Genomic DNA, 21578 nt, shown 5'->3' on the forward strand with positions numbered 1-21578 from the left:
GTTAATGAAGAAAATAATTATTAATTTTGTGGTATCAATCAAACTATTTAAATAATGAAAAAACTATTTTTACTGGGTGCTTTTGCGCTGTTGGGTACTGCTGCGCACGCGCAGGAAGGGTTTAAGCTTGGAGGTCACATCGGTATTCCGGTAAGTGATGCCAGCGATGCATCTTCCTTTACATTAGGAGTGGATGCTGCTTATATGTGGAACATTACAAAAGGTCTTGATCTTGGGGTTACCACAGGATATTCTCATTTCTTCGGAAAAGATCATTTTGATGATTTCGGGTTTATTCCTGTTGCGGTTTCCGGAAAATACAAATTCTCGGGAGCACCTGTCTTTGTAGGATTGGATCTTGGGTATGGGATTTCTGTAAAAGATGGAGTAGACGGTGGTTTCTACGCGCAGCCTAAATTTGGTTACCAGATGAAAAAAGGTGAACTGTATTTAGGATATCAGACGATCAGCAACAGACGTGACTATGGCTGGTATACCTCCAGCTGGAACGTAGGTGCCGTGAATCTTGGATTCAATTTCTTCCTTAAATAAGAAATATTAAGAATAATACATCAAACTCCGGCTTTTTAGCTGGAGTTTTTTTATTTGAATACCAATGAATATCTGATATGATTGGGTATTCCGGATGAATTTATGTCTTTAGCAGATTTGGGGAGTGAATTTATCTCAAATAATAAACATTTGTTTAATTTTAAGACTAATCTCTTAAATATTAACGTTTTAGAGCATTGTCATTTATGATAATCAGAAATAAACATGAATTTAAAAGAAAATGGAAAATCTAAAAAGTTAAGTATATTTCACTCCTGTTGATAAATTGTAGTTTTTTTATTCTAAATATTGTGAAAAAAACAAAAGCCTATAATTAGTACGTTTTATTTTCGGAAAACATCAATGTTCATCAATGATATTAATCACGTTAACAAATTTTAATATTAGCCGGACCCACTGTAAATTTGCCCTCAGAAAGTATTAAAATTATTATAAAATGAAAAAATTAGTATTAGCTGGTGCCATTGCACTTTTCGGTTTATCTAATGCACAGATTGCAAAAGGAACAACTTATATTTCAGGACAGGTAGGTTATTCTCAAAAAGAAAATAACAATGATGATTCTAAAGTAGAAAGCTTCAAAGTTCTTCCAACTGTAGGATATTTTGTAGGAACTAATTTAGCTGTTGGTTTAGGTGTTGGTTATAAAAATGACAAAACTACAGAAACTACAAAAAACTCTCTAATTACTTCTGAAGATAAAAATACAGAATCTGCATTTGTTGTAGCTCCTTTCGTAAGAAAATACTGGACTATTGCTGACAAATTATATATCTTCGGTCAATTAGAAGTTCCAATGGAATTTGGTCAGGTTAAAGAAGAAGGTACTTCAACTACTACTATTGGTGGTTCTACTACTACTGCATCTACTTCTACTAAATCTAACTACACTTCAATCGGGGTTAACATTAAGCCAGGTTTAGATTATTTCCTAAACAAAAATTGGAGCATTGAAGCTACTTTCGGTGAATTCGGATACAACACTTCTAAATTTGATGTTGATGGTGCTAAAAGCGTAAACAACTACAAGTTCGGATTGAATTTATCAGCTGTAACTTTCGGAGTTAAATATGTATTTGCTAAGTAATTAACAAAGCATTTATCAAAATAGAAAGCCCTAAGATTTATTTTAGGGCTTTTTTTTTACCACTAAAAATAAAATTTTTAATAATAATCATGAAAAAAATCTTATTGGCATCGGCGCTTGCTTTCTTTGCAGGCATGAATGCACAGACAACATTTGGTGTAAAAGCAGGTTATGCTTCTTCTAAACTGAATTCTAACGACAATAGTATTGAATTTGGAGGGATTTCAGGGGATTTAAAATCAAAATCCGGATTCTATGTAGGAGCTTTGGTTGAGCACAAACTGAGCAGTAAATTTGCTCTTCAGGGAGAAGTGGAATATGCTAATTTAGGAGGAACAGCAAAAGTGTCAATGCCTGCAGGAGTTTCTGTAACTGAAAAATTAAACTTCAACAGAATTGTAATTCCTGTATCCGCAAGATATTATGCAACTCCGGAATTGGGTATTTATGCAGGTCCATATGTGAGTTTTAAAACCAATACAACGGCAAAAATCGAAGTGAGCGGGGCAATGTCTAATCCACAAGGGATCAGTGCTGGAGAGGAATATCTTGAAAAAGCGTTCAATGATAATTTGAAATCTACAGATTTCGGACTTTTCTTTGGAGCTGATTATAACGTATACAAAGGATTATTCGTAGATGCACGTTACAGTTTCGGACTGACGAACATGATCAAAGATCCTGTAAACGACGAAAAATTGAAAATGAATTTCTTCCAGATCGGATTGGGATACAAATTCAAATAAGGCATAAAACAAAACAAAAAACTCTCAGAATTTCTGAGAGTTTTTTTATGTCTTGTGGCTGTAAGCTTTATTATTTGCCCATCATTCCGCCCATTCCAGGCATGTTTGGCATCTTGCTCATCATCTGCATCATCTGTTTTCCCTGAGGTCCCTGCATCATCTTCATCATTTTCCCCATTTGCTCAAACTGCTTCATCAGCTGATTCACATCTTCGATTTTTCTTCCTGCTCCTTTTGCAATTCTCTGTTTTCTCTGGGTATTGATGATAGAAGGTCTTCTTCTTTCGTCCGGAGTCATAGAATAAATGATTGCTTCAATATGTTTGAATGCATCATCGCTGATCTCAACATCTTTGATGGCTTTTCCAACCCCAGGAATCATTCCCATAAGGTCTTTCATATTACCCATCTTCTTGATCTGGTTGATCTGCTTAAGGAAGTCGTCAAAACCGAATTCATTTTTAGCGATCTTCTTGTGTAGTTTCTTTGCTTCTTCTTCGTCAAACTGCTCCTGAGCTCTTTCTACTAGGGAAACAACGTCTCCCATTCCTAAGATTCTGTCTGCCATCCTTTCCGGATAGAAAACATCTAAAGCTTCCATTTTCTCACCGGTAGAGATGAATTTGATCGGTTTTTCTACTACTGAACGAATCGTTAAAGCAGCACCCCCTCTCGTATCACCATCTAATTTGGTAAGAACAACACCGTCAAAATTCAAAGCATCGTTAAACGCTTTAGCTGTGTTTACAGCATCCTGACCCGTCATGGAATCTACTACGAATAAAGTTTCCTGAGGTTTGATGAAATAATGTACAGATTTGATCTCGTTCATCATCTGCTCATCAATCGCAAGACGTCCTGCGGTATCCACGATTACTACATCATGACCGTTTGCCTTTGCGAAAGCAATCGCGTTTTCAGCAATGGTAGAAGGATTGGTAGAACCTTCCTCTGTAAATACTGGAACTCCGATCTGGCCTCCCAATACTTTAAGCTGGTCAATAGCAGCCGGACGGTAAACGTCACAGGCAACCAATAAAGGTTTTTTTGCTCTTTTTGTTTTTAAATGATGAGCCAGTTTTCCGGAGAAAGTCGTCTTACCGGAACCCTGCAGACCCGCAATAAGGATCACAGACGGTTTCCCTGAAAGATTGATGCCTTCCTGAGAACCTCCCATAAGTTCTACTAATTCGTCATGAACGATTTTCGTCATCAACTGTCCCGGTGTAAGGGAAGTAAGAACGTTTTGCCCTAAAGCTTTATCCTGAACTCTTTTGGTAAGATCTTTTGCAACTTTATAGTTAACGTCGGCATCTACCAGCGCTCTACGGATTTCCTTTACGGTCTCCGCTACGTTGATCTCTGTGATTTTTCCGCGTCCGGAAATATTATGTAGAGCCTTGTCTAATTTATCCTGTAAACTATTAAACATATTTATTGTAAATTATAGGTTTGCAAAAATAAGGAATTTTTAGCATATGCAAAGTGTTCGGACACGTAATATTATATATATAGAAAAAATGATAAAAATCAAATCGTATGAAAATACGATAGAAAAAGTCTATTTTTGCGATCAGTTAAAATAAACCTCGCAGAATAGAGGTTGAAAATAAGTTTATAATGAAATTAAATCCTAATATCTTAGTTACGGTATTATTCTTTTTAACATTTCTGATCCATTTTTCCCTTTGGAAATTTGTTTTTCACTTAGATGAGATTATTATTGTTAAATTTTATCTTTTTTTAAGTGTAATGTTTATGCTGATGATTACAATGATTGTTTTAATTAATAGGGTAGTGCCGGAATTTTTAGGGCTGTCTGTGATTGGTTTGATCCTTTTAAAATTCGGTTTAATGTACTTAATCAGGAAGAAATTGAACTTTGAAGTGATTCCAGGCTATAAATTTCATTTCATTATCCCTTATTTCGTCCTGACCACGCTGCTTACCTACTATGCGATTAAGCTGATTAATCATGACAAAAAACAGTAAAATTATTTATTGAAAATAGAAAAAATATTATATTTTTGCACAACGAAAAAAACCTATCAATGTTTAAGAAATTCGCAGTTTTATTCTACAGTATTTTTGTATTAAACTTAGTGTCTGCACAGCACGGTGAGGCTGCTGCCGGAACAGTTCCAGCACAGGAGCTTTCAGAAAAAGACAAAGCAAGTAAAGAAAACAAAGAGTTCATCGATCATCACTTGTTGGATGCTCATGACTTTACATTGATGGTGGATAAAGATGGTCACCACATCGGATTCCCTCTTCCGGTTATTTTTTATGATAACGGAATCCACGCTTTTATGAGCAACAGTAAAGAAGGTTTCATGCACGGTGAAACTACTGAAGTAGACGGTTCTTATTATAAACTGCACCACGAGAAAATTTTCAAAACGGATGCAGCGGGAACTTTAACACTTGGTGAAGATGGTTTTCCTACTAACGAAAGACCTTTAGATCTTTCCATTACAAAGAGTGTACTTATTCTTTTATTAGTATCTGTCTTTATGCTGGTAGTGTTTGCTGGAATGGCTAAGTCTTACAAGAAATCAGTAGTTCCTACAGGAGCAGCAAGATTCTTAGAGCCTTTAATCATTTTCGTAAGAGACGAAGTAGCGATCCCGAACATCGGACACAAGTATAAAAGATTTATGGGTTACCTGTTAACGGTATTCTTCTTTATCTTATTCCTTAACGTATTAGGATTAATGCCTTTCGGAATCAATGTTACAGGTAATATTACCATGACATTCTTCCTTGCGATCCTTACCTATTTAATCACGACGTTCTCTGCTAACAAAGATTACTGGAAGCACATCTTCTGGATGCCGGGAGTACCTGTGCCAATGAAGCTGATCATGTTACCAATTGAATTGTTAGGAACGATTACTAAGCCTTTCGCATTGATGATCCGTCTTTTTGCCAACATGACTGCAGGACACATCGTAGTAATGAGTTTGATCGGATTGATCTACGTATTTAAGAACTTCGCAGCTGGTGTTGCATTCCCGTTCTTAACGTTAGTAATCTATTTATTGGAAGTATTGGTTGCATTCCTACAGGCTTATATCTTCACGATGTTATCAGCTTTGTTCATCGGAATGGCAGTACAGGAGCACGAGCACGAACATCATGCAGCTCACTAATTGAAATTGTAAATTAAAGTAAAACAAATTTTTTAAAATTATATATTATGGAAATCCCTAAAATTGTAGGTGCTGGTATCGTAGTACTAGGTGTAGGTATCGGTCTTGGTAAAATCGGAGCTGCTGCTCTTGAAGCTATCGCTAGACAACCTGAGCAATCTGGAAAAATCCAAACAGCTATGCTTATCGCTGCTGCACTTGTTGAAGGTGTTGCGTTTGCTGCTCTATTCGCAGTAAACTAATTAAAATCAAACCATTACCCGTAACGGTTGGTTACAGGTAATGGTTTTTAAGAAAAAAAGTAATAATTATTTATACATTTATATAATGGAATTAATTCACCAGTTTTCATCAGGATTATTTATTATCCAGTCTGTTATTTTTCTAGCATTATTATTTTTGTTAGGCAAATTTGCCTGGAAACCTATTTTAAAATCGATCAATGACAGAGAAACTTCTATTGTTGATGCTCTTAATCAGGCTAAATTGGCAAGAAAAGAAATGGAGACTTTAAAAGAGGATAACGAAAGAATTATTCGTGAAGCTAAAATCGAAAGAGATGCTATCCTTAAAGAAGCGAGAGAAATTAAAGATAGAATCGTAGGTGAGGCTAAAGATGCAGCTAAAAATGAAGGCGACAAAATGATTGAAGCAGCTAAGCAAACAATCCAGACTGAGAAAAATGCTGCTATGGCAGACATCAAAACTCAAATCGGTGCTTTATCTGTAAACATCGCTGAATCTATCCTTAAGCAGAAGTTGGATAACAACGAAGCTCAAAACGAATTAGTTCAAAATTATTTAAACAAATCTAACCTTAACTAAGAATGCTTACATCTAAAGTAGCTAAAAGATACGCACAGGGACTGATTGATTTCACCAATGAATCAGGTCAGACAGCTGCTGTATTTTCTGAAATGAAAGATGTAGTGAAGATCATGTCTCAATCTGCGGATTTGAACAAGTTCTTCGGTACGCCTTACATTGATGCAAAAAAGAAAATAGAGGTAGCAGACCAGATCTTTAAGGATTTTTCAGTTTCTTCGCAGAACCTGATCAGACTAGTGATCAAGCACGGGCGTGTGAACCAGTTGAAAAATATTGCTCAGGAGTTCATCAATAAGGTAGAGGATATCAACGGGGTACAGAGAATTACTCTTACTACTGCGACTCAGCTTTCTCAAGAGAACCTTGATCAGATCTTAAGATCTACCAATCTGGTAAAAGCAGATTCAAACTTTGATCTTAATGTAAATGTGAAGCCTGATATTTTAGGGGGGTACATTTTAAGAGTAGGTGATCAGCAGATCGATGCATCTGTGAAAACCAAATTGAATCAGATTAAAAAAGATTTTCATTTAAATTAAGAAAAAACAACCATATAATGGCAGAAATAAATCCGGCAGAAGTATCTGCGATCTTAAAACAACAGTTGGCCAACTTCGACACTCAATCTAACGTTGAGGAAGTAGGTACAGTTTTAACCATCGGTGATGGTATTGCTCGTGTATACGGGTTAGAAAATGTACAGTACGGTGAGTTGGTTAAATTTGCTAGTGATGTAGAAGGTATTGTACTTAACCTTGAAGAAGACAACGTAGGTGTTGCTCTACTTGGGGAAAGTAAATTAGTAAAAGAAGGAGATACAGTAAGAAGAACAAACAGAATCTCTTCTATCAAAGTAGGAGAAGGTATGTTAGGAAGAGTAGTAGATACTCTTGGTAACCCTATCGATGGTAAAGGTCCTATTACTGGGGATTTATACGAAATGCCATTGGAAAGAAAGGCTCCTGGAGTTATCTTCAGACAGCCGGTAACTGAGCCTTTACAGACAGGTATCGTTGCGATCGACTCTATGATCCCTGTAGGAAGAGGTCAGAGAGAGCTTATCATTGGTGACAGACAGACAGGTAAAACTACTGTTGCGATTGATACGATCATCAACCAAAAAGAATTCTTTGATGCAGGACAGCCTGTATATTGTATATATGTTGCCATCGGTCAGAAAGCTTCTACCGTAGCACAAATCGTTAAAACCCTTTCTGATAAAGGAGCTTTAGCATATACTGTAATCGTTGCGGCTAACGCATCAGACCCGGTTCCAATGCAGGTGTATTCTGCAATGGCAGGTGCATCTATCGGTGAGTTCTTCAGAGACTCTGGTAGACCGGCATTGATCGTTTATGATGATTTATCCAAACAAGCGGTAGCGTACCGTGAGCTTTCTCTACTATTGAGAAGACCACCGGGCCGTGAAGCTTATCCTGGAGACGTTTTCTATCTTCACTCAAGACTATTGGAAAGAGCAGCGAAAGTAATTGCTGATGACAATATCGCGAGCCAGATGAACGACTTACCTGAATCTTTAAGACCAATCGTAAAAGGAGGCGGTTCATTAACTGCACTTCCGATTATCGAAACTCAGGCTGGTGACGTTTCTGCGTATATTCCAACGAACGTAATCTCTATTACAGACGGACAGATCTTCCTGGAGTCTGATCTATTCAACTCAGGGGTTCGTCCTGCGATCAACGTAGGGATCTCTGTATCGAGAGTAGGAGGTAACGCTCAGATCAAATCAATGAAAAAAGTGTCTGGTACTCTTAAATTAGACCAGGCTCAATATAAAGAATTGGAAGCGTTCGCTAAGTTCGGTTCTGACCTTGATGCTTCTACTTTAGCAGTAATCTCTAAAGGAGAAAGAAACGTAGAGCTTCTTAAGCAGCCGGTAAATTCTCCACTTCCTGTAGACAGTCAGGTAGCTATGATTTATGCAGGTACTGAGAACTTAATGAGAAACGTTCCTATCAAAAAAGTAAAAGAATTCCAATTAGAATATATTGAGTTCTTAAGATCTAAGCACCCTGATACAATGGCAGCTATTAAAGCGGGTAAAATCGACAACGATATTACAAGCGTTCTTAAGCAGGCGGCTAACGACTTAGCATCTAAATATAACTAAAAAATTCAATGTTTAAGGTTTGAAGCTGGCCTTTGAACCTTAAACTTTATACATTGAAAACATAAAATGGCAAACTTAAAAGAAATACGAGGAAGAATCAGTTCAATTTCATCTACGATGCAAATCACACGTGCTATGAAAATGGTTTCCGCTGCGAAACTTAAAAAAGCACAGGATGCAATCGTAATGTTAAGACCTTATTCTGAAAAGCTACAGGAGATCATCCAGAATGTAAATTCTAGTTCAGATCCTGATCAGGTTTCTATTTATGCTCAAAAAAGAGAGGTTAAAAGAGTACTTTTCATCGCTGTAACTTCAAACAGAGGTTTGGCTGGTGCTTTCAACTCTAATGTTGTAAAGGAGCTAAACATCCAGTTTCAGAATAAAGCTCAATATGAGGTTGAAGTTCTTACAATTGGTAAAAAAGCTTACGATGCTGTAAGAAAAACTCGTGCAGTTTACTCAAATGAAAGCGCCGTTTTTGATAATCTGAACTTTGAAGCAGTTTCTCACCTTACTGAAGCAGCTATGAGCAGTTTCAAAGAAGGTAAATTTGACGAAGTTTATGTCATCTACAATAAATTTATTAATGCTGCTACCCAGGAAGTAACTACAGAACAGGTTTTGCCTATTTCTATGGCAGAAGCGGATCCTGCAGCGCCTCAGGTAGAAACAGATTATATTTTTGAGCCGAATAGAGCTGAGATTTTGGATAATTTGATTCCAAAGTCTATTAAAACTCAGGTTTTCAAAGCTGTTTTAGATTCTGTAGCGTCTGAGCACGGTGCGAGAATGACAGCAATGCACAAAGCAACTGACAACGCACAGGAGCTTAAGAATGACCTTGTCATTTTCTACAACAAAGCAAGACAGGCTGCTATTACGAACGAAATCTTAGAGATCGTTTCAGGAGCAGAAGCTTTGAAAAATTCATAAAGAATTATTTTTTATATCATACAAAAGCATCGACACGGTCGGTGCTTTTTTTTGTATAATTAAAGTTCCTGGAGTGAGATGGTGAAAGTTTTTGTTACTTTTGGTTTTTTAATTATTTTATTGCAGAATGAATCACTCTTTTGTTCTTCCTTGGGCTGTAAAACTTGCGATCTTTCCGAATATGTATTCCTTGTTCAAAAAAGTTTTTAATTGAATTTTTAATACTCTGGAGGCCTTCTTTTTTTTGCTTCTATCCTCCAATTTAGAAAATTACATTCCCAAAATATCTTAACCCCAATGCAGGTTATTTTTATTTTATCTATCTTTGTATCCTAAAAATATACAACTTCTAAATGGACTCGGACATAGTCAGGCTTTTGCTAGCCTTATTTCTTGTTTTACTCAATGGCTTTTTCGTAGCCGCAGAATTTTCAATTGTTAAAGTTCGTTATTCACAAATCCAGTTAAAAGCCGCCGAAGGTAACTCTATGGCAAAGCAGGCAGAGCATATTATCAAGCATCTTGATGAGTACCTGTCCGCTACACAGCTTGGTATTACCTTAGCATCTCTTGCTTTGGGTTGGGTAGGTGAAAGCGCTCTGCATCATGTAGTTGAAAGTATCTTCCACTCTTTGAGCGTAGAACTCACTCAATCTACCATTACTACGATTTCAGTAGTAACCAGTTTTGTGCTGATCACAGTGATGCATATTGTATTCGGGGAACTTATTCCTAAATCAATTGCAATCAGAAAATCTGAAGCGACTACAATGGCTACAGCAGTACCGTTGAGAGTTTTTTATACCATCTTCAAACCGTTTATTTGGTTGATGAACCTGATGTCGAATACCTTCTTAAGGCTGGTAAAAATACATCCGGCTTCCGAACAGGAAATCCACTCTACGGAAGAGCTTCAGCTTTTGGTAAAGCAAAGTGCAGACAGCGGAGAGATTGAAGAGGAGAACTATGAGATCATTAAAAATGCTTTTGATTTTACAGATCATTCCGCAAAACAGATCATGGTTCCAAGACAGAATATCACGTCAATTGACTTTGAAGAAGATATCAACGAAATCATCAATAAGATCATGGACAGCGGTTATTCGCGTATTCCGGTGTATCTTGATTCCATAGACAATGTGATTGGTATTTTCTATACGAAAGAAATTATCAGAGAATATGTGAAAAGAAAAGGGGATTTAAGCCATGAGGATCTTAAAGATCTGATGCGTGATGCCTTTTTCGTGGTGGGAAGTAAAAAGATTTCCGACCTTCTTAAGATATTTCAGCAGAAAAAACAGCACCTTGCCATCGTTATCGACGAATTTGGAGGAACTGAAGGGATTATCACTCTGGAAGATATTCTGGAAGAGCTGGTAGGAGAGATCCAGGATGAAGAGGATGATGAAGACAAACTGGTAGATAAGATTGGAGATAATATCTATTGGGTTCAGGCTACACAGCCATTGGACGAGATTAATGAACATCTTCCTAAAAAGCTGCCTCTTTCTGAGGAAAGTGAATACAACTCCCTGGCAGGATTCATTCTGCACGAACTGGAAGAGATTCCGGAAGAAAATGACGAATTTGACCTGGAGAACTACCACTTCAAAATTCTGAAAATGAATAACAAGAGTGTGGAACTTGTAGAATTAGTGTATGAAGGCCCGAATGTACTCAGTGATCTGGCCGATAAATTAGGTGAAGTTTAAAGAGAGAAAAAGAAATGTTTTTTTATAACAGCATAAAAGATTACGAAGATCCGAAACGTCAGTATGAAGAAGAAGTACTGGTACTGGATGATACGGATGAAGTGTATAAGCTGGTTCTTCACAATGATGACATTCACACGTTTGATTATGTGATCGACTGTCTTGTTGAGATCTGCAAACATACTCTGGAGCAGGCAGAGCAATGTACCATGCTGGTGCATTACAAAGGCAAATGCACTGTAAAAACAGGCTCCCTGGATCTTCTGAAACCGATGCATGAAAAACTGCTTTCAAGAGAATTGACAAGCGAAATAGTATAAATGAAACTCTGCCTTTTGGTAGAGTTTTTTATTTAAAATGCAATTTTTAAAAACATTTACGCACTTATTAGTGATAAATTAGAATAAATTTATATATATTAGCAATCAAGACACCTTAATTTAAAATATATATAAATGAAACAAAAAATTACTTCGCTGATTCTTTGTGGTATATTATGCTGTTCTGCATTAAATGCTCAGGAATCATCTTTTGAAACACCAGCTAAAAGCTGGATCAAAGAAAACACAAGAAATTTAGGAATTCCGGGATTTAGCGAACTTACATTAAGTTCAGTACGTAAAAGGAATACAGGCGAAACACTGCGTTTTCAGCAGATGATAAAAGGCGTTCCTGTTTTTCAGTCTGAAATTGTAGTACACTTCAATAAAGAAGGCAAATTAAGCTACACCGGTACAGAAAGCCTGAAAAAAAATCTGAAGGAAGTGAATACGACTCCTTCTATATCTGCTGCTGATGCTTTTAAAAAGGCTATGGTAAGCAGTAAAGCAGATGGTGAGATTACTTATCAGGAAAATAAGCTCTTCGTTTATGTTACCGATGAAGGAGATACAAAACTGGTGTACAGGGCAGTCATTAATCCTTATGATAACCCTGGAAGCTGGGAAACAATCATTGATGCAAAAACAGGCGCTGTAATAAGTGTAAAAGACATCGCCGTATACCATCGCGGACACGAAGATGATCCTCATCATGATAAAAAAAATAAAGCAACTAATACACAGAAAAAAACGAGTTTTAAAGGTTCTGGTTCAGGCTATGTTTTTGATCCGGATCCCTTGTCAAAAACCGGATCAGCTTATGCCGGTAACTTTTTAGATAACAATGATGCCACCAACGCGAGTCTTGATAATGCGAGAACTTTGGTCAATTTATCAGATATTGAATTTGCCAGTAACGTTTACAAATTAAAGAATGCTTATGTGGAAATTGCCAACATAAGTGCCCCCAATACAGGATTATTTACTCAGGCCAGCAACCAGTTTTTATTCAATAGAAGTGAACTGGGCTTTGAGGCAGTCAATGTTTTCTGGCACGTGGATAAAAGCATGAGATACATCAATGAAACATTGGGAATCATCTGTAGACCGACTACGAATGGAGGGGCTGTTCTTTACGATCCCCACGCCTTAAACGGAGCTGATAATTCAAGTTATAGTTCTTCCGGAGTGCTGCAGTTCGGCCAGGGAGGTGTAGATGATGGAGAGGATGCAGATGTGATTATCCATGAATTAGGACACGGAGTTCATCACTGGCTTGCGGGAGGATCTTCAAATGCAGATGGGCTAAGCGAAGGGTGTGGTGATTATTGGGCACAGTCTTACAGCCGGAGTTTAAATCAATGGCCTTCCACAGCTCCTGAGTATCAGTGGATGTTTAACTGGGATGGCCATAACCAATATTGGGCAGGTAGAATCACAAATTACACGGTTTTATATCCAGGAACCGGAGCAATACATACAAAAGGTCAAATTTGGGCTTCTGCATTAATGAGAATCTGGAATAGAATAGGAAAAGAAAAAACAGACAGAGCTTTTCTGGAAGGATTGGACTTAACCACTTCAACGACCAATCAGCAAAATGCAGCTATTGCCGTAAGACAGGCAGGAATTGATATGTTGGGGCAGTTCGGGTTCACTTGTAGTGATATTACGGTGATGACAGAAGAATTTACAGCGGCCGGATATGTACTTCCGGAATACAGCTGTGTACTGAGCACAAAAGAAGTGGCAAAAGAAAGTCTCATCACGGTATATCCAAATCCTGCTTCTGATGTGCTGATTGTTTCATGGAAAGGAAATAAGGAACAAAAAGCCGAAATCTTCAATATGGAAGGCAGAAAAGTGATGGAAACCACAATAGGAAGCGACAGAAATAAAATTGATATTTCAAACCTTCCGTCCGGAAACTATATCCTGACCGTAAAAGGCCTTGAATTATCTGCGAAATTCATCAAGAAATAAAAATCTTAAATAAAATCTTTAAAATCCGGTGCTCAGACACCGGATTTTTTTGTTTTAAACCAATTTGTAGAAGGATTGTTTTAGTTGCATTCATCTAAAATAGTATATTTGTACCAACTATAAAGAAACAAAAAAAGAATGCTTGTAATAGGAATTGCTGGGGGTACAGGATCCGGCAAAACTACAGTTGTTGACAAGATACTGCAACAGCTTGATATCGAAGGAATGAATATCCTTTCTCAGGATAATTATTATCACGATAACCCGAATCTGACACTGACCGAGAGAGAGGCGCTTAACTACGACCACCCAAAGTCTATAGATTTCGATTTAATGATAAAACATGTGAAAGCTTTAAAAAACAATGAGCCTATTGAACAGCCCATTTACAGCTTTGTAACGCATTCCAGAACGGGCGACCACGTCACTGTAGAACCTAAAAATGTATTGGTAGTAGAAGGTATTCTGGTCCTTACGAACAAAGAGCTGCTGAAGGAATTCGATTTAAAAGTTTTCGTTCATGCAGATTCAGACGAAAGACTGATCAGGAGAATCAGGCGCGATACCCAAGAGAGGGGAAGGGACCTGAGTGAAGTCCTTCACCGTTATCAGACCACTTTGAAGCCGATGCATCAGGAATTTATTGAACCATCAAAGAATGACGCAGATTTGATCATTCCAAATATGAGACAGAATTCCGTAGCGATTGATTTTCTAACTACTGTTATTAAAAATTCGTTGAGAAAACATTAAAATGGAAGAAAACAAACTTATTAAAGACATCCAGCCAAAGTCTGAAACATTGAAAGTTATTCAGAAATATGTTCTGAATAAATACACCATTACCATCTGTATGTTTCTGGTCTGGATGATATTCTTTGATAAAACCTCTTTCCTTGTTATTCATGAACTGAACGGCGAAATCAGCCGATATGAAGACCAGCTGGAATACTATAAAAAGGAATACGACAAAAACGATACTTTCTATAAAAAGCTGATGAACAATAAGTCGGAAAAAGAAAAATACGCCAGAGAAAACTATTTTATGAAAAAACCGGATGAAGAAATCTTTATCCTGGTAGTAGATAGTGCCAATGAGGCAAAAAAATAATTTGAAATTTGAAAAAGTGAATAGTCAATTAGCTTTGCTGTGAATTGTCAATCGTCAATTTTATAGATTCACCATTGACTTGCGGAGCAAAATTCACCATTCACAAAATAAAGTAATAATAATGTCAATAGTGAATTGTCAATTGTCAATTTTTATAGAGATTCAAGATTGACTTGCGGAGCAAAATTCACCATTCACTATTGACCATTAACAAATAGCCAATGTCCAATACAGATATACTTCCAAACTGGGAAGCCTTAGTTAAAAAACAGCTTAAAACAGAAGATATTTATTCTATCCTAAAGAAAGAAAATCTGGAAGGAATAGAGGTAAAACCTTTTTACAGTGAAGTTCAGAAACCGTTGGCCAACCTGCCAAAAGTGGAAGAAAATACTCATCTGGTAGCAAGATATCATGAAAGTCTGGAAGAGGATGTATTTGCGTTTATCTTAGACCATAATGTAGAAACGCTTGAGCAGAAAACGCTTTTTGTTAATAATAAAGATCTGGCCGGCCATATCAGCCCGCAGGAAGAAGATCAGTATTTTTCTTTAATTGATGTTTTTAACGAAAACGAAGGGAATATTGATGACCAATTGGCTAAAGAACTTTTGGCCAAAGATTTCAAAAGGAATATCTGCGTGGATATTTCACTTCATCAAAATGCAGGAGCAGCGATTTACCAGCAACTAGGAATTGCTTTGTCAAAAACAAAGGAACTTGTTGAAGCATATGGTCCTGAAATTTTAAATAAACTGATTTTCAGAATAGCTGTAGGAGGAAATTATTTCTTTGAAATGGCAAAACTGAGAGCTTTTAAAATAGTCTTTAACCAGCTTTCCAGAGAGTATGGTTTAAATGACGTTCCTTATATTTTTGCTGAAACTTCTTTGAGAAATAAAGCGGTGGCAGACAATGAAAACAACCTGATCCGCTCAACACTGGAGCTTGCTGCTGCCATGATCGGAGGAGCAGATGCCGTTTTCAGCAGTAATTATCTTGTGAACAGAAGTACGGACATTTCGGAAGAAATCTCGTTCAAGCAGCAGATTGTTCTGGCTTATGAGAGCATCATCAATGTATTTGAAGATGCATCGAACGGAAGTTATTATGTAGAAGATATCACCAGCCAGATTGCAGAAAAAGCATGGGATCTGTTTGTTGAAATGGAAGAAGCAGGTGGTTATATTGCGCTTTTAAATCAGGGAGTGGTTCAGAAAAAAATTTATGATCATGCTGTTGAAGAACAGAAATGGGTGGAAGAAGGGAAAATAAAGCTGATTGGAGTTAATTTATACCCCAAATTGGACGTTAAAAGATCCATTCAAGATCTATACAGCGAAAAGGAAATAAAAGCCGTACGTTGGGCTGAAATGTTTGAGTAATTTCACCTGTTCTTTTATTGTACACATGTGCAGCTTTTTAATTTTTAAAAATTAAACGCAAACATCTGTGAAAATCCGTGCAATCTGTGGTTAAAAAAATAATATCCAACCAATGCAAGAAAAGCTGATCGACCTATTTGAATACACGCATCATTTCAACAGAGAAATGATTAAAGCTATTTCTGAAAACATCACAAAAGTGGATGAAAAAACGATCAGTCTGATCAATCATACGCTTAATGCCCAACAGATCTGGAATTCACGGATATTGGGTGAAGAATCATTTGAAGTCTGGCAGATCAATCCTCTTGAATCTCTGGAAGAAATCAATCATCAGAATTTAAAGAAAAGCATTGATATTATTCAAAAATCTGACCTTGATAAAAGGATAGAATATCAAAATTCAAAAGGAACAAAGTTTGAAAACAGTATTTTTGAAATGCTGTTCCATGCCATCAATCATTCCACCTATCACAGAGGACAAATCAATTCACTACTAAAACAGAATGAAGTTGATCCATTGTTGACGGATTATATTTTTTATAAGAGGTAAATTTTATTGTTGACAGAGGTTGTTTGAAGTGTGCTTTTTGCTCCCACAGATTTTTCAGATAAAAAAGTTCTGGCTTATGAACTTGAAAATAATGGTTTGAACGTAAGAACTCAGGTTCCAATGAATCTCAAATTTAAAGATGTGATTATTGATTCTGGGTTTATTGCCGATATGATTGTTGAAGGTAAAATAATTGTAGAAGTAAAAGCCATTACGGAAATAGTGAATATACACCATCAGCAGTTATTGACATATTTAAAGCTAACCAACCTAAAATTAGGTATTCTGGTGAATTTCAATACAAATTATATCAGTAAAAGTATTTTCAGAAAAATAAACGGAAAATTAGAATATTAAAAAAATAGATTATTGAACCACGGATTTCACAGATTTTCACAGATGTCTATGCTTAATTTTCTTGCAAAATGCATATTTCTAATATGTTAAAATTAAATCTATATACTTTTATTAAAAAAGAGTATCAACTATATACATAATCATCTGTGCAATCTGTGGTTAAACATAAAAAGCTGATTGACCTTGGAAAATAAATTAATCAACAAAGAAATTCAAAATTATATCAATGCAAATCTAAATACAGATCTGCATACACTCTTATTAAAAAAATCTCCATTTCCGGATGTCTCCATGTCTGAAATTGTCCAGCAGATCAAAGGAAAACAAACGGCCCAGAAGAAATTCCCTTTTCTTTTAAAGAAAGAAATTATTTTCCCACCGCAGCTAAATCTGGAACAGTCCTCTTCAGAGAAAACAGCAGACTATAAATCCCAAATTCTTAAAGGAAAGAAATTCATTGACCTGACGAGCGGTTTTGGAATTGATGCCTATTATCTATCTCAAAATTTTGAGGAAATCACTTTGGTGGAACAGAATCAGGAGTTGTTGAACATTGTAGAGCATAACTGGGGCATTTTAGAACGAAAAGCGACATTCATCAATCAAAATCTGGAAGATTTTTTACAGACCAATCAGGAACATTTCGATGTTATCTATCTGGATCCTGCGAGAAGAGATCAGAATAAAAATAAGGTATTTCTATTGGAAGACCTTTCACCGGATATCCTTCAGATCAGAGAAAAATTACTTGCCACGGCAGATCAGGTAGTGGTAAAACTCTCTCCCTTGATCGATCTGAAATATCTTGTTTCAGTAGTCCCGGGCATTTTCAGAATCGAAATAATAGCGGTAAGAAATGATGTGAAAGAAGTCGTTATTTTCCTCTCCAACGGACAAGAAGAAGGAATTAAGGTAAACTGCATCAATCTTGAAAGCGGAGAATCTGCCTTTAGTTTTACCTTTGGAGAGGAAGAAAATAGCCAGGCATTGTATTCTGAACCCGAAAAATTCATCTATATTCCCAATAATGCTATTTTAAAAGCCGGCGTTTTTAATCTGATCTCAGAAAGGTTTGGGTTAAAAAAACTTCATCCCAATACCCATATTTACACTTCTTCCGAAAAGATCAGTGATTTTCCGGGAAGAGAAATAGAGATGGAAGTAATTGAATCTAAACAGGTTAAAAAGAAAGTGCAGTTCAATATCATATCAAAGAATTATCCTTTAAAACCGGAAGATATCAAAAAGAAATACGGGCTAAAAGATGGCGGAAAGGGCTATCTTATTTTTACACAATCCAAAAAAGGCAAAATTATTTTAAAATCAGTGTAAAAATGTTGCCCCAAAAAGCAGGATTTCTTAATTTTGGGCAATTAAAAAATTAAGCATGAAATCGCTTGCTGTTAAAATAATGATAAACGGCTAAAATAATGCGATTCCATATGACCTTTAAAAAATAAATTTTACATATGAAAAAATTAATTATATGTTTAGCTGTTGCGACGGTAGCTGTAAGCTGTAAAAAGATCCAGGCAGGAGGAAACAAAAATACACTGAAACTGGAAGAAGGGGTAGAAAGATATTCTGACGACGCACAAGGCGGAGGTGAAGCACACAGTCATGAAGCTGCTGCAGGACACAAAGAAGAGGCTCCTGCTGAAAAGCATGAAGCTACAGCTCCTAAAACAGACAGTACTGCTTCTGTAAAGCCTGCTGAAGCTGCAAAAGCTCCTAAAGCTGAACACTAATTATTAGTACACGATATAAAAATGTCCTGCCGAAATGCAGGACATTTTTTGTACGGAATTTAATGGATCAAATTCAAAATTTAAGAATTAGATAAGCTTTTTTATCACTTGGAAAAGACTTTATCTGTCCCCTAAGTGTTGCAGGTGATCCGATTTATTTTTCTAAAAAAAATATTATAAACATTAAGAAATTAAGATCTTAAAAGATAGGGTGCTTAAAGAACTTAAAAAAATCAATTTATTGATTTCTTCATTCAAACAGTAAGCGTACTGCTTAAATCCTTAATGTTTAAATTAAGAAATAAACTAAAGTTTATTGAGGTTAAGAAAAATAAGATCAATCTTAAACAGACTCTGATAGGTTTAATTAAATTTATTTTACTCCCCAAGTTTTGAAACTGAGCCTGAATAATAACAGTTCTTCGGAAAATTATCTGTTTTTGTTTGCTGCTGCAGACCAATTTTTTTACTTTTAACAAAACAAATTTTTAAAATGCAAGAGACATTAAATTACATTAACGAAAACAAACAGCGTTTCGTGGATGAATTATTTGAGTTACTGAGAATTCCTTCTATTTCTGCAGATCCGGCTTATAAAAATGATGTATTGAAATGTGCGGACGTGTGTGCAGAACATCTTAGAAATGCAGGAGCAGATCAGGTTGAAGTATGTGAGACAAAAGGCTATCCGATTGTTTTCGGAGAGAAAATATTAGATAAAAACCTTCCTACGGTATTGGTATACGGACATTATGACGTACAGCCTGCAGATCCGCTGGAATTATGGAAAAAACCACCTTTCGAACCTTATATTGAGAAAACGGAGCTTCATCCTGAAGGAGCGATTTTCGCAAGAGGTTCTGCCGATGATAAAGGACAGTTTTTCATGCATGTGAAGGCTTTTGAAGCGATGATGAAGACCAACACACTTCCTTGCAACGTTAAATTTATCCTTGAAGGGGAAGAAGAAGTAGGTTCTGTGAGTCTTGGCGACTTCGTGAATGAGAATAAAGAAAAACTTTCTTGCGACTGTATCCTGATCTCTGATACACATATCTACAGCAACGAACAGCCAACGGTAACTACAGGTTTAAGAGGGTTGAGCTATGTAGAAGTTGAAATCGAAGGACCCAACAGAGATCTTCACTCAGGACTTTACGGAGGAGCGGTTCCAAACCCTATTCACGTACTTTCGAGAATGATCGCCAAACTAATTGACGAAGATGGGCATATCACCATCGACGGATTCTACGACAATGTAGAAACAGTATCAGACGCTGAAAGAGCGGATATGAATAAACTGAAAGATAATCCTGAAGAGTTCAAAAAATCTATCGGACTGAGCGGAGTGGAAGGTGAAAAAAGCTATACAACGCTTGAAAGAACGTCTATTCGTCCTACTTTAGACTGTAATGGTATTTGGGGTGGATACACTGGAGAAGGCGCTAAAACAGTAATTCCTTCCAAAGCTTCTGCTAAAATTTCAATGCGTCTGGTTCCTTATCAGACTCCGGAAGAGATCACGGAAAAATTCACGAAGTATTTCGAAAAGATTGCTCCTGATAATGTGAAAGTAAAAGTAACTCCTCACCACGGAGGAATGCCTTATGTATTGCCAAGTGATACGAAGGAATTCCTTGCAGCTAAAGAAGCTATGGAAACTGCGTTCGGTAAAGAAGTTCTTCCATACAGAAGCGGTGGAAGTATTCCGATCACAGCAATGTTTGAAAAAGTATTGGGAGCTAAGTCTGTATTAATGGGCTTTGGGCTTGATTCCGATGCAATTCACTCTCCGAATGAACATTACGGATTGTTCAATTTCTACAAAGGGATTGAAAGTATTCCATTGTTCTTCGAAAATTACTCTAAATAATTAATATTTTATAATGATATTGTGTAAAGCGTTCCAACATCGGAGCGCTTTATACTTTTTTATGATAATATCCCTATCAAATGATATTTTTTTAATTAATGGATGTATTTATTTTTAGTTCAACCTAAAAATAATGCTATGAAAAAAATTTACTCTACCGCACTCTGCTTGTTTTCAGTGATTTCCTTTGCACAGCAGCAGATCATTTCCTTTGAAAATTCAGATGGATTTTATACAGGAGACATCCATGGTCAGGGAACCTGGATCAGTACGCCAACCGGGGATGTGCCTCCCAATGTGCTCAACCAGTTAATCTGTATAGATAATGCAACAGATGGGGTGAATTCTCTGAAGATTGTAAAAGAAAATACATATGGAACTCAATCTATTCCCATTATCGGAGCATTTGATAATCTTCCAATAGTACTTTCTCATAACAGTTTTACTGTTTCTTTTGATATCAATATGTCTCAGCTTAACGGTTCTATTTTCAGCTTTCAGGGATTGAGCAGCGCAGACGAGAAATATGTGGTCAGAGTGGATTTTGATCATACAGGAACGGTTAAAGTCCTGAAAATGTCTTCAGGAATGCCTGTTATGGAACCTACTGTTGCAACATGGTCACCCAATATGTGGTACCGGCTTACCGTAGCAGGAACTTCTACAGAGGTTAAATATTTTCTGAATGGAATTTTAATCTTTACCGGTTCAGCTGCAGAGACAGTAGGGATCAATCAGCTGCGTTTTGTCCATGATAATGCAGACGGAACGGCATATATTGATCATCTTAAGGTATACAATGCAGCTATGCTGTCTACGGCCAATGTAGCGACCTATAAAAATGGAGTATCAGTATATCCTAATCCTGCTTCCGATTTTATTAAAATCAATTCTTCCGGTAAAATAAAAAGCATTGAGCTGTATGATTCCACAGGAAAAAAAGTGCAGGCAATAGTAGAAAATAATAAAGTGGAAGTCAGAAACCTGCCGGCAGGCTTATATTTGATCAATATAAAAACAGAGAACGGCAATTTTTCAGAAAAATTCATTAAAAAGTAAGATACGACAAATCTTAAGATC

Annotated in this window: 23 protein-coding genes; 22 read left to right on the top strand and 1 reads right to left on the bottom strand. The window is 36.6% G+C overall.

All coding sequences use genetic code 11. The features are described 5' to 3' along the window. Nucleotides 1–54: 54 nt before the first annotated feature. The 3 genes from IW22_RS07425 (at nt 55) to IW22_RS23600 (ending at nt 2406) form a co-directional block, all read left to right on the top strand. On the top strand, nt 55–552 hold the full coding sequence (locus IW22_RS07425) for a hypothetical protein (RefSeq protein WP_034725366.1): 498 nt from the start codon (nt 55–57) through the stop codon (nt 550–552). 457 nt (nt 553–1009) lie between these two features. Next, nucleotides 1010–1660 carry an outer membrane beta-barrel protein gene (locus tag IW22_RS07430; RefSeq protein WP_034725368.1) on the top strand — a complete coding sequence of 217 codons (651 nt, stop codon included), beginning with the start codon at nt 1010–1012 and terminating at the stop codon, nt 1658–1660. 89 nt (nt 1661–1749) lie between these two features. Next, nucleotides 1750–2406 (top strand): porin family protein, encoded by a 657-nt coding sequence (locus IW22_RS23600; RefSeq protein WP_081873908.1) that lies wholly within the window; start codon nt 1750–1752, stop codon nt 2404–2406. A 70-nt stretch (nt 2407–2476) separates the two neighbouring features. Here IW22_RS23600 and ffh read toward each other — a convergent pair whose 3' ends face one another. After that, a complete protein-coding gene (ffh, locus tag IW22_RS07440; RefSeq protein ID WP_034725370.1) occupies nt 2477–3838 on the bottom strand; it encodes a signal recognition particle protein in 1362 nt (453 codons plus the stop codon). 188 nt (nt 3839–4026) lie between these two features. Here ffh and IW22_RS07445 point away from each other — a divergent pair, with 188 nt between their 5' ends. From IW22_RS07445 to IW22_RS07535, 19 genes are all read left to right on the top strand, one after another. Next, entirely contained in the window at nt 4027–4398 is a 372-nt protein-coding gene (locus tag IW22_RS07445; RefSeq protein ID WP_034725372.1) for a hypothetical protein, read from the top strand. Between the two features lie 59 nt (nt 4399–4457). Beyond that, nucleotides 4458–5558, top strand: a complete 1101-nt coding sequence (gene atpB / locus IW22_RS07450) for a F0F1 ATP synthase subunit A (protein ID WP_034725374.1) — start codon at nt 4458–4460, stop codon at nt 5556–5558. Between the two features lie 47 nt (nt 5559–5605). Beyond that, nucleotides 5606–5800, top strand: coding sequence for an ATP synthase F0 subunit C (atpE, locus tag IW22_RS07455; RefSeq protein WP_002979108.1), 195 nt, complete (start codon nt 5606–5608; stop codon nt 5798–5800). A gap of 85 nt (nt 5801–5885) precedes the next feature. After that, entirely contained in the window at nt 5886–6383 is a 498-nt protein-coding gene (locus tag IW22_RS07460) for a F0F1 ATP synthase subunit B (protein ID WP_034725377.1), read from the top strand. A gap of 2 nt (nt 6384–6385) precedes the next feature. Beyond that, complete coding sequence (gene atpH, locus IW22_RS07465; protein ID WP_034725379.1) at nt 6386–6925, top strand: ATP synthase F1 subunit delta; 540 nt, start codon at nt 6386–6388, stop codon at nt 6923–6925. 17 nt (nt 6926–6942) lie between these two features. Further along, complete coding sequence (gene atpA / locus IW22_RS07470) at nt 6943–8520, top strand: F0F1 ATP synthase subunit alpha (protein WP_034725380.1); 1578 nt, start codon at nt 6943–6945, stop codon at nt 8518–8520. A 66-nt stretch (nt 8521–8586) separates the two neighbouring features. Continuing rightward, nucleotides 8587–9456, top strand: coding sequence for an ATP synthase F1 subunit gamma (gene atpG, locus IW22_RS07475; RefSeq protein ID WP_034725381.1), 870 nt, complete (start codon nt 8587–8589; stop codon nt 9454–9456). A gap of 353 nt (nt 9457–9809) precedes the next feature. Further along, nucleotides 9810–11168 carry a hemolysin family protein gene (locus IW22_RS07480; protein WP_034725383.1) on the top strand — a complete coding sequence of 453 codons (1359 nt, stop codon included), beginning with the start codon at nt 9810–9812 and terminating at the stop codon, nt 11166–11168. Nucleotides 11169–11182: 14 nt separating this feature from the next. Beyond that, nucleotides 11183–11488, top strand: coding sequence for an ATP-dependent Clp protease adaptor ClpS (locus IW22_RS07485; RefSeq protein WP_051891141.1), 306 nt, complete (start codon nt 11183–11185; stop codon nt 11486–11488). Between the two features lie 135 nt (nt 11489–11623). Beyond that, complete coding sequence (locus tag IW22_RS07490; RefSeq protein WP_051891142.1) at nt 11624–13471, top strand: T9SS type A sorting domain-containing protein; 1848 nt, start codon at nt 11624–11626, stop codon at nt 13469–13471. A gap of 138 nt (nt 13472–13609) precedes the next feature. Further along, nucleotides 13610–14224 carry a uridine kinase gene (gene udk, locus IW22_RS07495; RefSeq protein ID WP_034725384.1) on the top strand — a complete coding sequence of 205 codons (615 nt, stop codon included), beginning with the start codon at nt 13610–13612 and terminating at the stop codon, nt 14222–14224. Between the two features lies 1 nt (nt 14225). Further along, nucleotides 14226–14582, top strand: a complete 357-nt coding sequence (locus tag IW22_RS07500) for an FtsB family cell division protein (RefSeq protein WP_034725385.1) — start codon at nt 14226–14228, stop codon at nt 14580–14582. A 221-nt stretch (nt 14583–14803) separates the two neighbouring features. Then, the gene (locus IW22_RS07505; RefSeq protein ID WP_034725386.1) at nt 14804–15967 is read left to right on the top strand and encodes a methylmalonyl-CoA mutase family protein; all 1164 of its coding nucleotides are present in this window, start codon (nt 14804–14806) and stop codon (nt 15965–15967) included. A 112-nt stretch (nt 15968–16079) separates the two neighbouring features. Continuing rightward, a complete protein-coding gene (locus IW22_RS07510; RefSeq protein WP_034725387.1) occupies nt 16080–16520 on the top strand; it encodes a DinB family protein in 441 nt (146 codons plus the stop codon). A 30-nt stretch (nt 16521–16550) separates the two neighbouring features. Then, entirely contained in the window at nt 16551–16877 is a 327-nt protein-coding gene (locus tag IW22_RS07515; protein WP_081873909.1) for a GxxExxY protein, read from the top strand. Nucleotides 16878–17060: 183 nt separating this feature from the next. After that, nucleotides 17061–18209 carry a THUMP-like domain-containing protein gene (locus IW22_RS07520; protein ID WP_034725388.1) on the top strand — a complete coding sequence of 383 codons (1149 nt, stop codon included), beginning with the start codon at nt 17061–17063 and terminating at the stop codon, nt 18207–18209. Nucleotides 18210–18346: 137 nt separating this feature from the next. Then, entirely contained in the window at nt 18347–18625 is a 279-nt protein-coding gene (locus tag IW22_RS07525; protein ID WP_034725389.1) for a hypothetical protein, read from the top strand. A 493-nt stretch (nt 18626–19118) separates the two neighbouring features. Next, nucleotides 19119–20498, top strand: a complete 1380-nt coding sequence (locus tag IW22_RS07530; RefSeq protein ID WP_034725390.1) for a dipeptidase — start codon at nt 19119–19121, stop codon at nt 20496–20498. 138 nt (nt 20499–20636) lie between these two features. Then, complete coding sequence (locus IW22_RS07535; RefSeq protein WP_165571868.1) at nt 20637–21557, top strand: T9SS type A sorting domain-containing protein; 921 nt, start codon at nt 20637–20639, stop codon at nt 21555–21557. Nucleotides 21558–21578: the final 21 nt, after the last annotated feature.

The sequence above is a fragment of the Chryseobacterium sp. JM1 genome, from assembly GCF_000737715.1.
GTDB lineage: Bacteria > Bacteroidota > Bacteroidia > Flavobacteriales > Weeksellaceae > Chryseobacterium.

What these genes read in the sequence shown, in the direction of transcription:
- IW22_RS07530 (WP_034725390.1), top strand. Translation starts at nt 19,119, where the DNA reads ATGCAAGAGACATTAAATTACATTAACGAAAACAAACAGCGTTTCGTG.
- atpA (WP_034725380.1), top strand. Translation starts at nt 6,943, where the DNA reads ATGGCAGAAATAAATCCGGCAGAAGTATCTGCGATCTTAAAACAACAG.
- IW22_RS07505 (WP_034725386.1), top strand. Translation starts at nt 14,804, where the DNA reads ATGTCCAATACAGATATACTTCCAAACTGGGAAGCCTTAGTTAAAAAA.
- IW22_RS07445 (WP_034725372.1), top strand. Translation starts at nt 4,027, where the DNA reads ATGAAATTAAATCCTAATATCTTAGTTACGGTATTATTCTTTTTAACA.
- IW22_RS07460 (WP_034725377.1), top strand. Translation starts at nt 5,886, where the DNA reads ATGGAATTAATTCACCAGTTTTCATCAGGATTATTTATTATCCAGTCT.
- IW22_RS07485 (WP_051891141.1), top strand. Translation starts at nt 11,183, where the DNA reads ATGTTTTTTTATAACAGCATAAAAGATTACGAAGATCCGAAACGTCAG.
- IW22_RS07490 (WP_051891142.1), top strand. Translation starts at nt 11,624, where the DNA reads ATGAAACAAAAAATTACTTCGCTGATTCTTTGTGGTATATTATGCTGT.
- IW22_RS07525 (WP_034725389.1), top strand. Translation starts at nt 18,347, where the DNA reads ATGAAAAAATTAATTATATGTTTAGCTGTTGCGACGGTAGCTGTAAGC.
- atpE (WP_002979108.1), top strand. Translation starts at nt 5,606, where the DNA reads ATGGAAATCCCTAAAATTGTAGGTGCTGGTATCGTAGTACTAGGTGTA.
- ffh (WP_034725370.1), bottom strand. Translation starts at nt 3,838, where the DNA reads ATGTTTAATAGTTTACAGGATAAATTAGACAAGGCTCTACATAATATT.
- atpB (WP_034725374.1), top strand. Translation starts at nt 4,458, where the DNA reads ATGTTTAAGAAATTCGCAGTTTTATTCTACAGTATTTTTGTATTAAAC.
- IW22_RS07430 (WP_034725368.1), top strand. Translation starts at nt 1,010, where the DNA reads ATGAAAAAATTAGTATTAGCTGGTGCCATTGCACTTTTCGGTTTATCT.
- IW22_RS07480 (WP_034725383.1), top strand. Translation starts at nt 9,810, where the DNA reads ATGGACTCGGACATAGTCAGGCTTTTGCTAGCCTTATTTCTTGTTTTA.
- IW22_RS07510 (WP_034725387.1), top strand. Translation starts at nt 16,080, where the DNA reads ATGCAAGAAAAGCTGATCGACCTATTTGAATACACGCATCATTTCAAC.
- udk (WP_034725384.1), top strand. Translation starts at nt 13,610, where the DNA reads ATGCTTGTAATAGGAATTGCTGGGGGTACAGGATCCGGCAAAACTACA.
- atpH (WP_034725379.1), top strand. Translation starts at nt 6,386, where the DNA reads ATGCTTACATCTAAAGTAGCTAAAAGATACGCACAGGGACTGATTGAT.
- IW22_RS07425 (WP_034725366.1), top strand. Translation starts at nt 55, where the DNA reads ATGAAAAAACTATTTTTACTGGGTGCTTTTGCGCTGTTGGGTACTGCT.
- IW22_RS23600 (WP_081873908.1), top strand. Translation starts at nt 1,750, where the DNA reads ATGAAAAAAATCTTATTGGCATCGGCGCTTGCTTTCTTTGCAGGCATG.
- atpG (WP_034725381.1), top strand. Translation starts at nt 8,587, where the DNA reads ATGGCAAACTTAAAAGAAATACGAGGAAGAATCAGTTCAATTTCATCT.
- IW22_RS07535 (WP_165571868.1), top strand. Translation starts at nt 20,637, where the DNA reads ATGAAAAAAATTTACTCTACCGCACTCTGCTTGTTTTCAGTGATTTCC.
- IW22_RS07500 (WP_034725385.1), top strand. Translation starts at nt 14,226, where the DNA reads ATGGAAGAAAACAAACTTATTAAAGACATCCAGCCAAAGTCTGAAACA.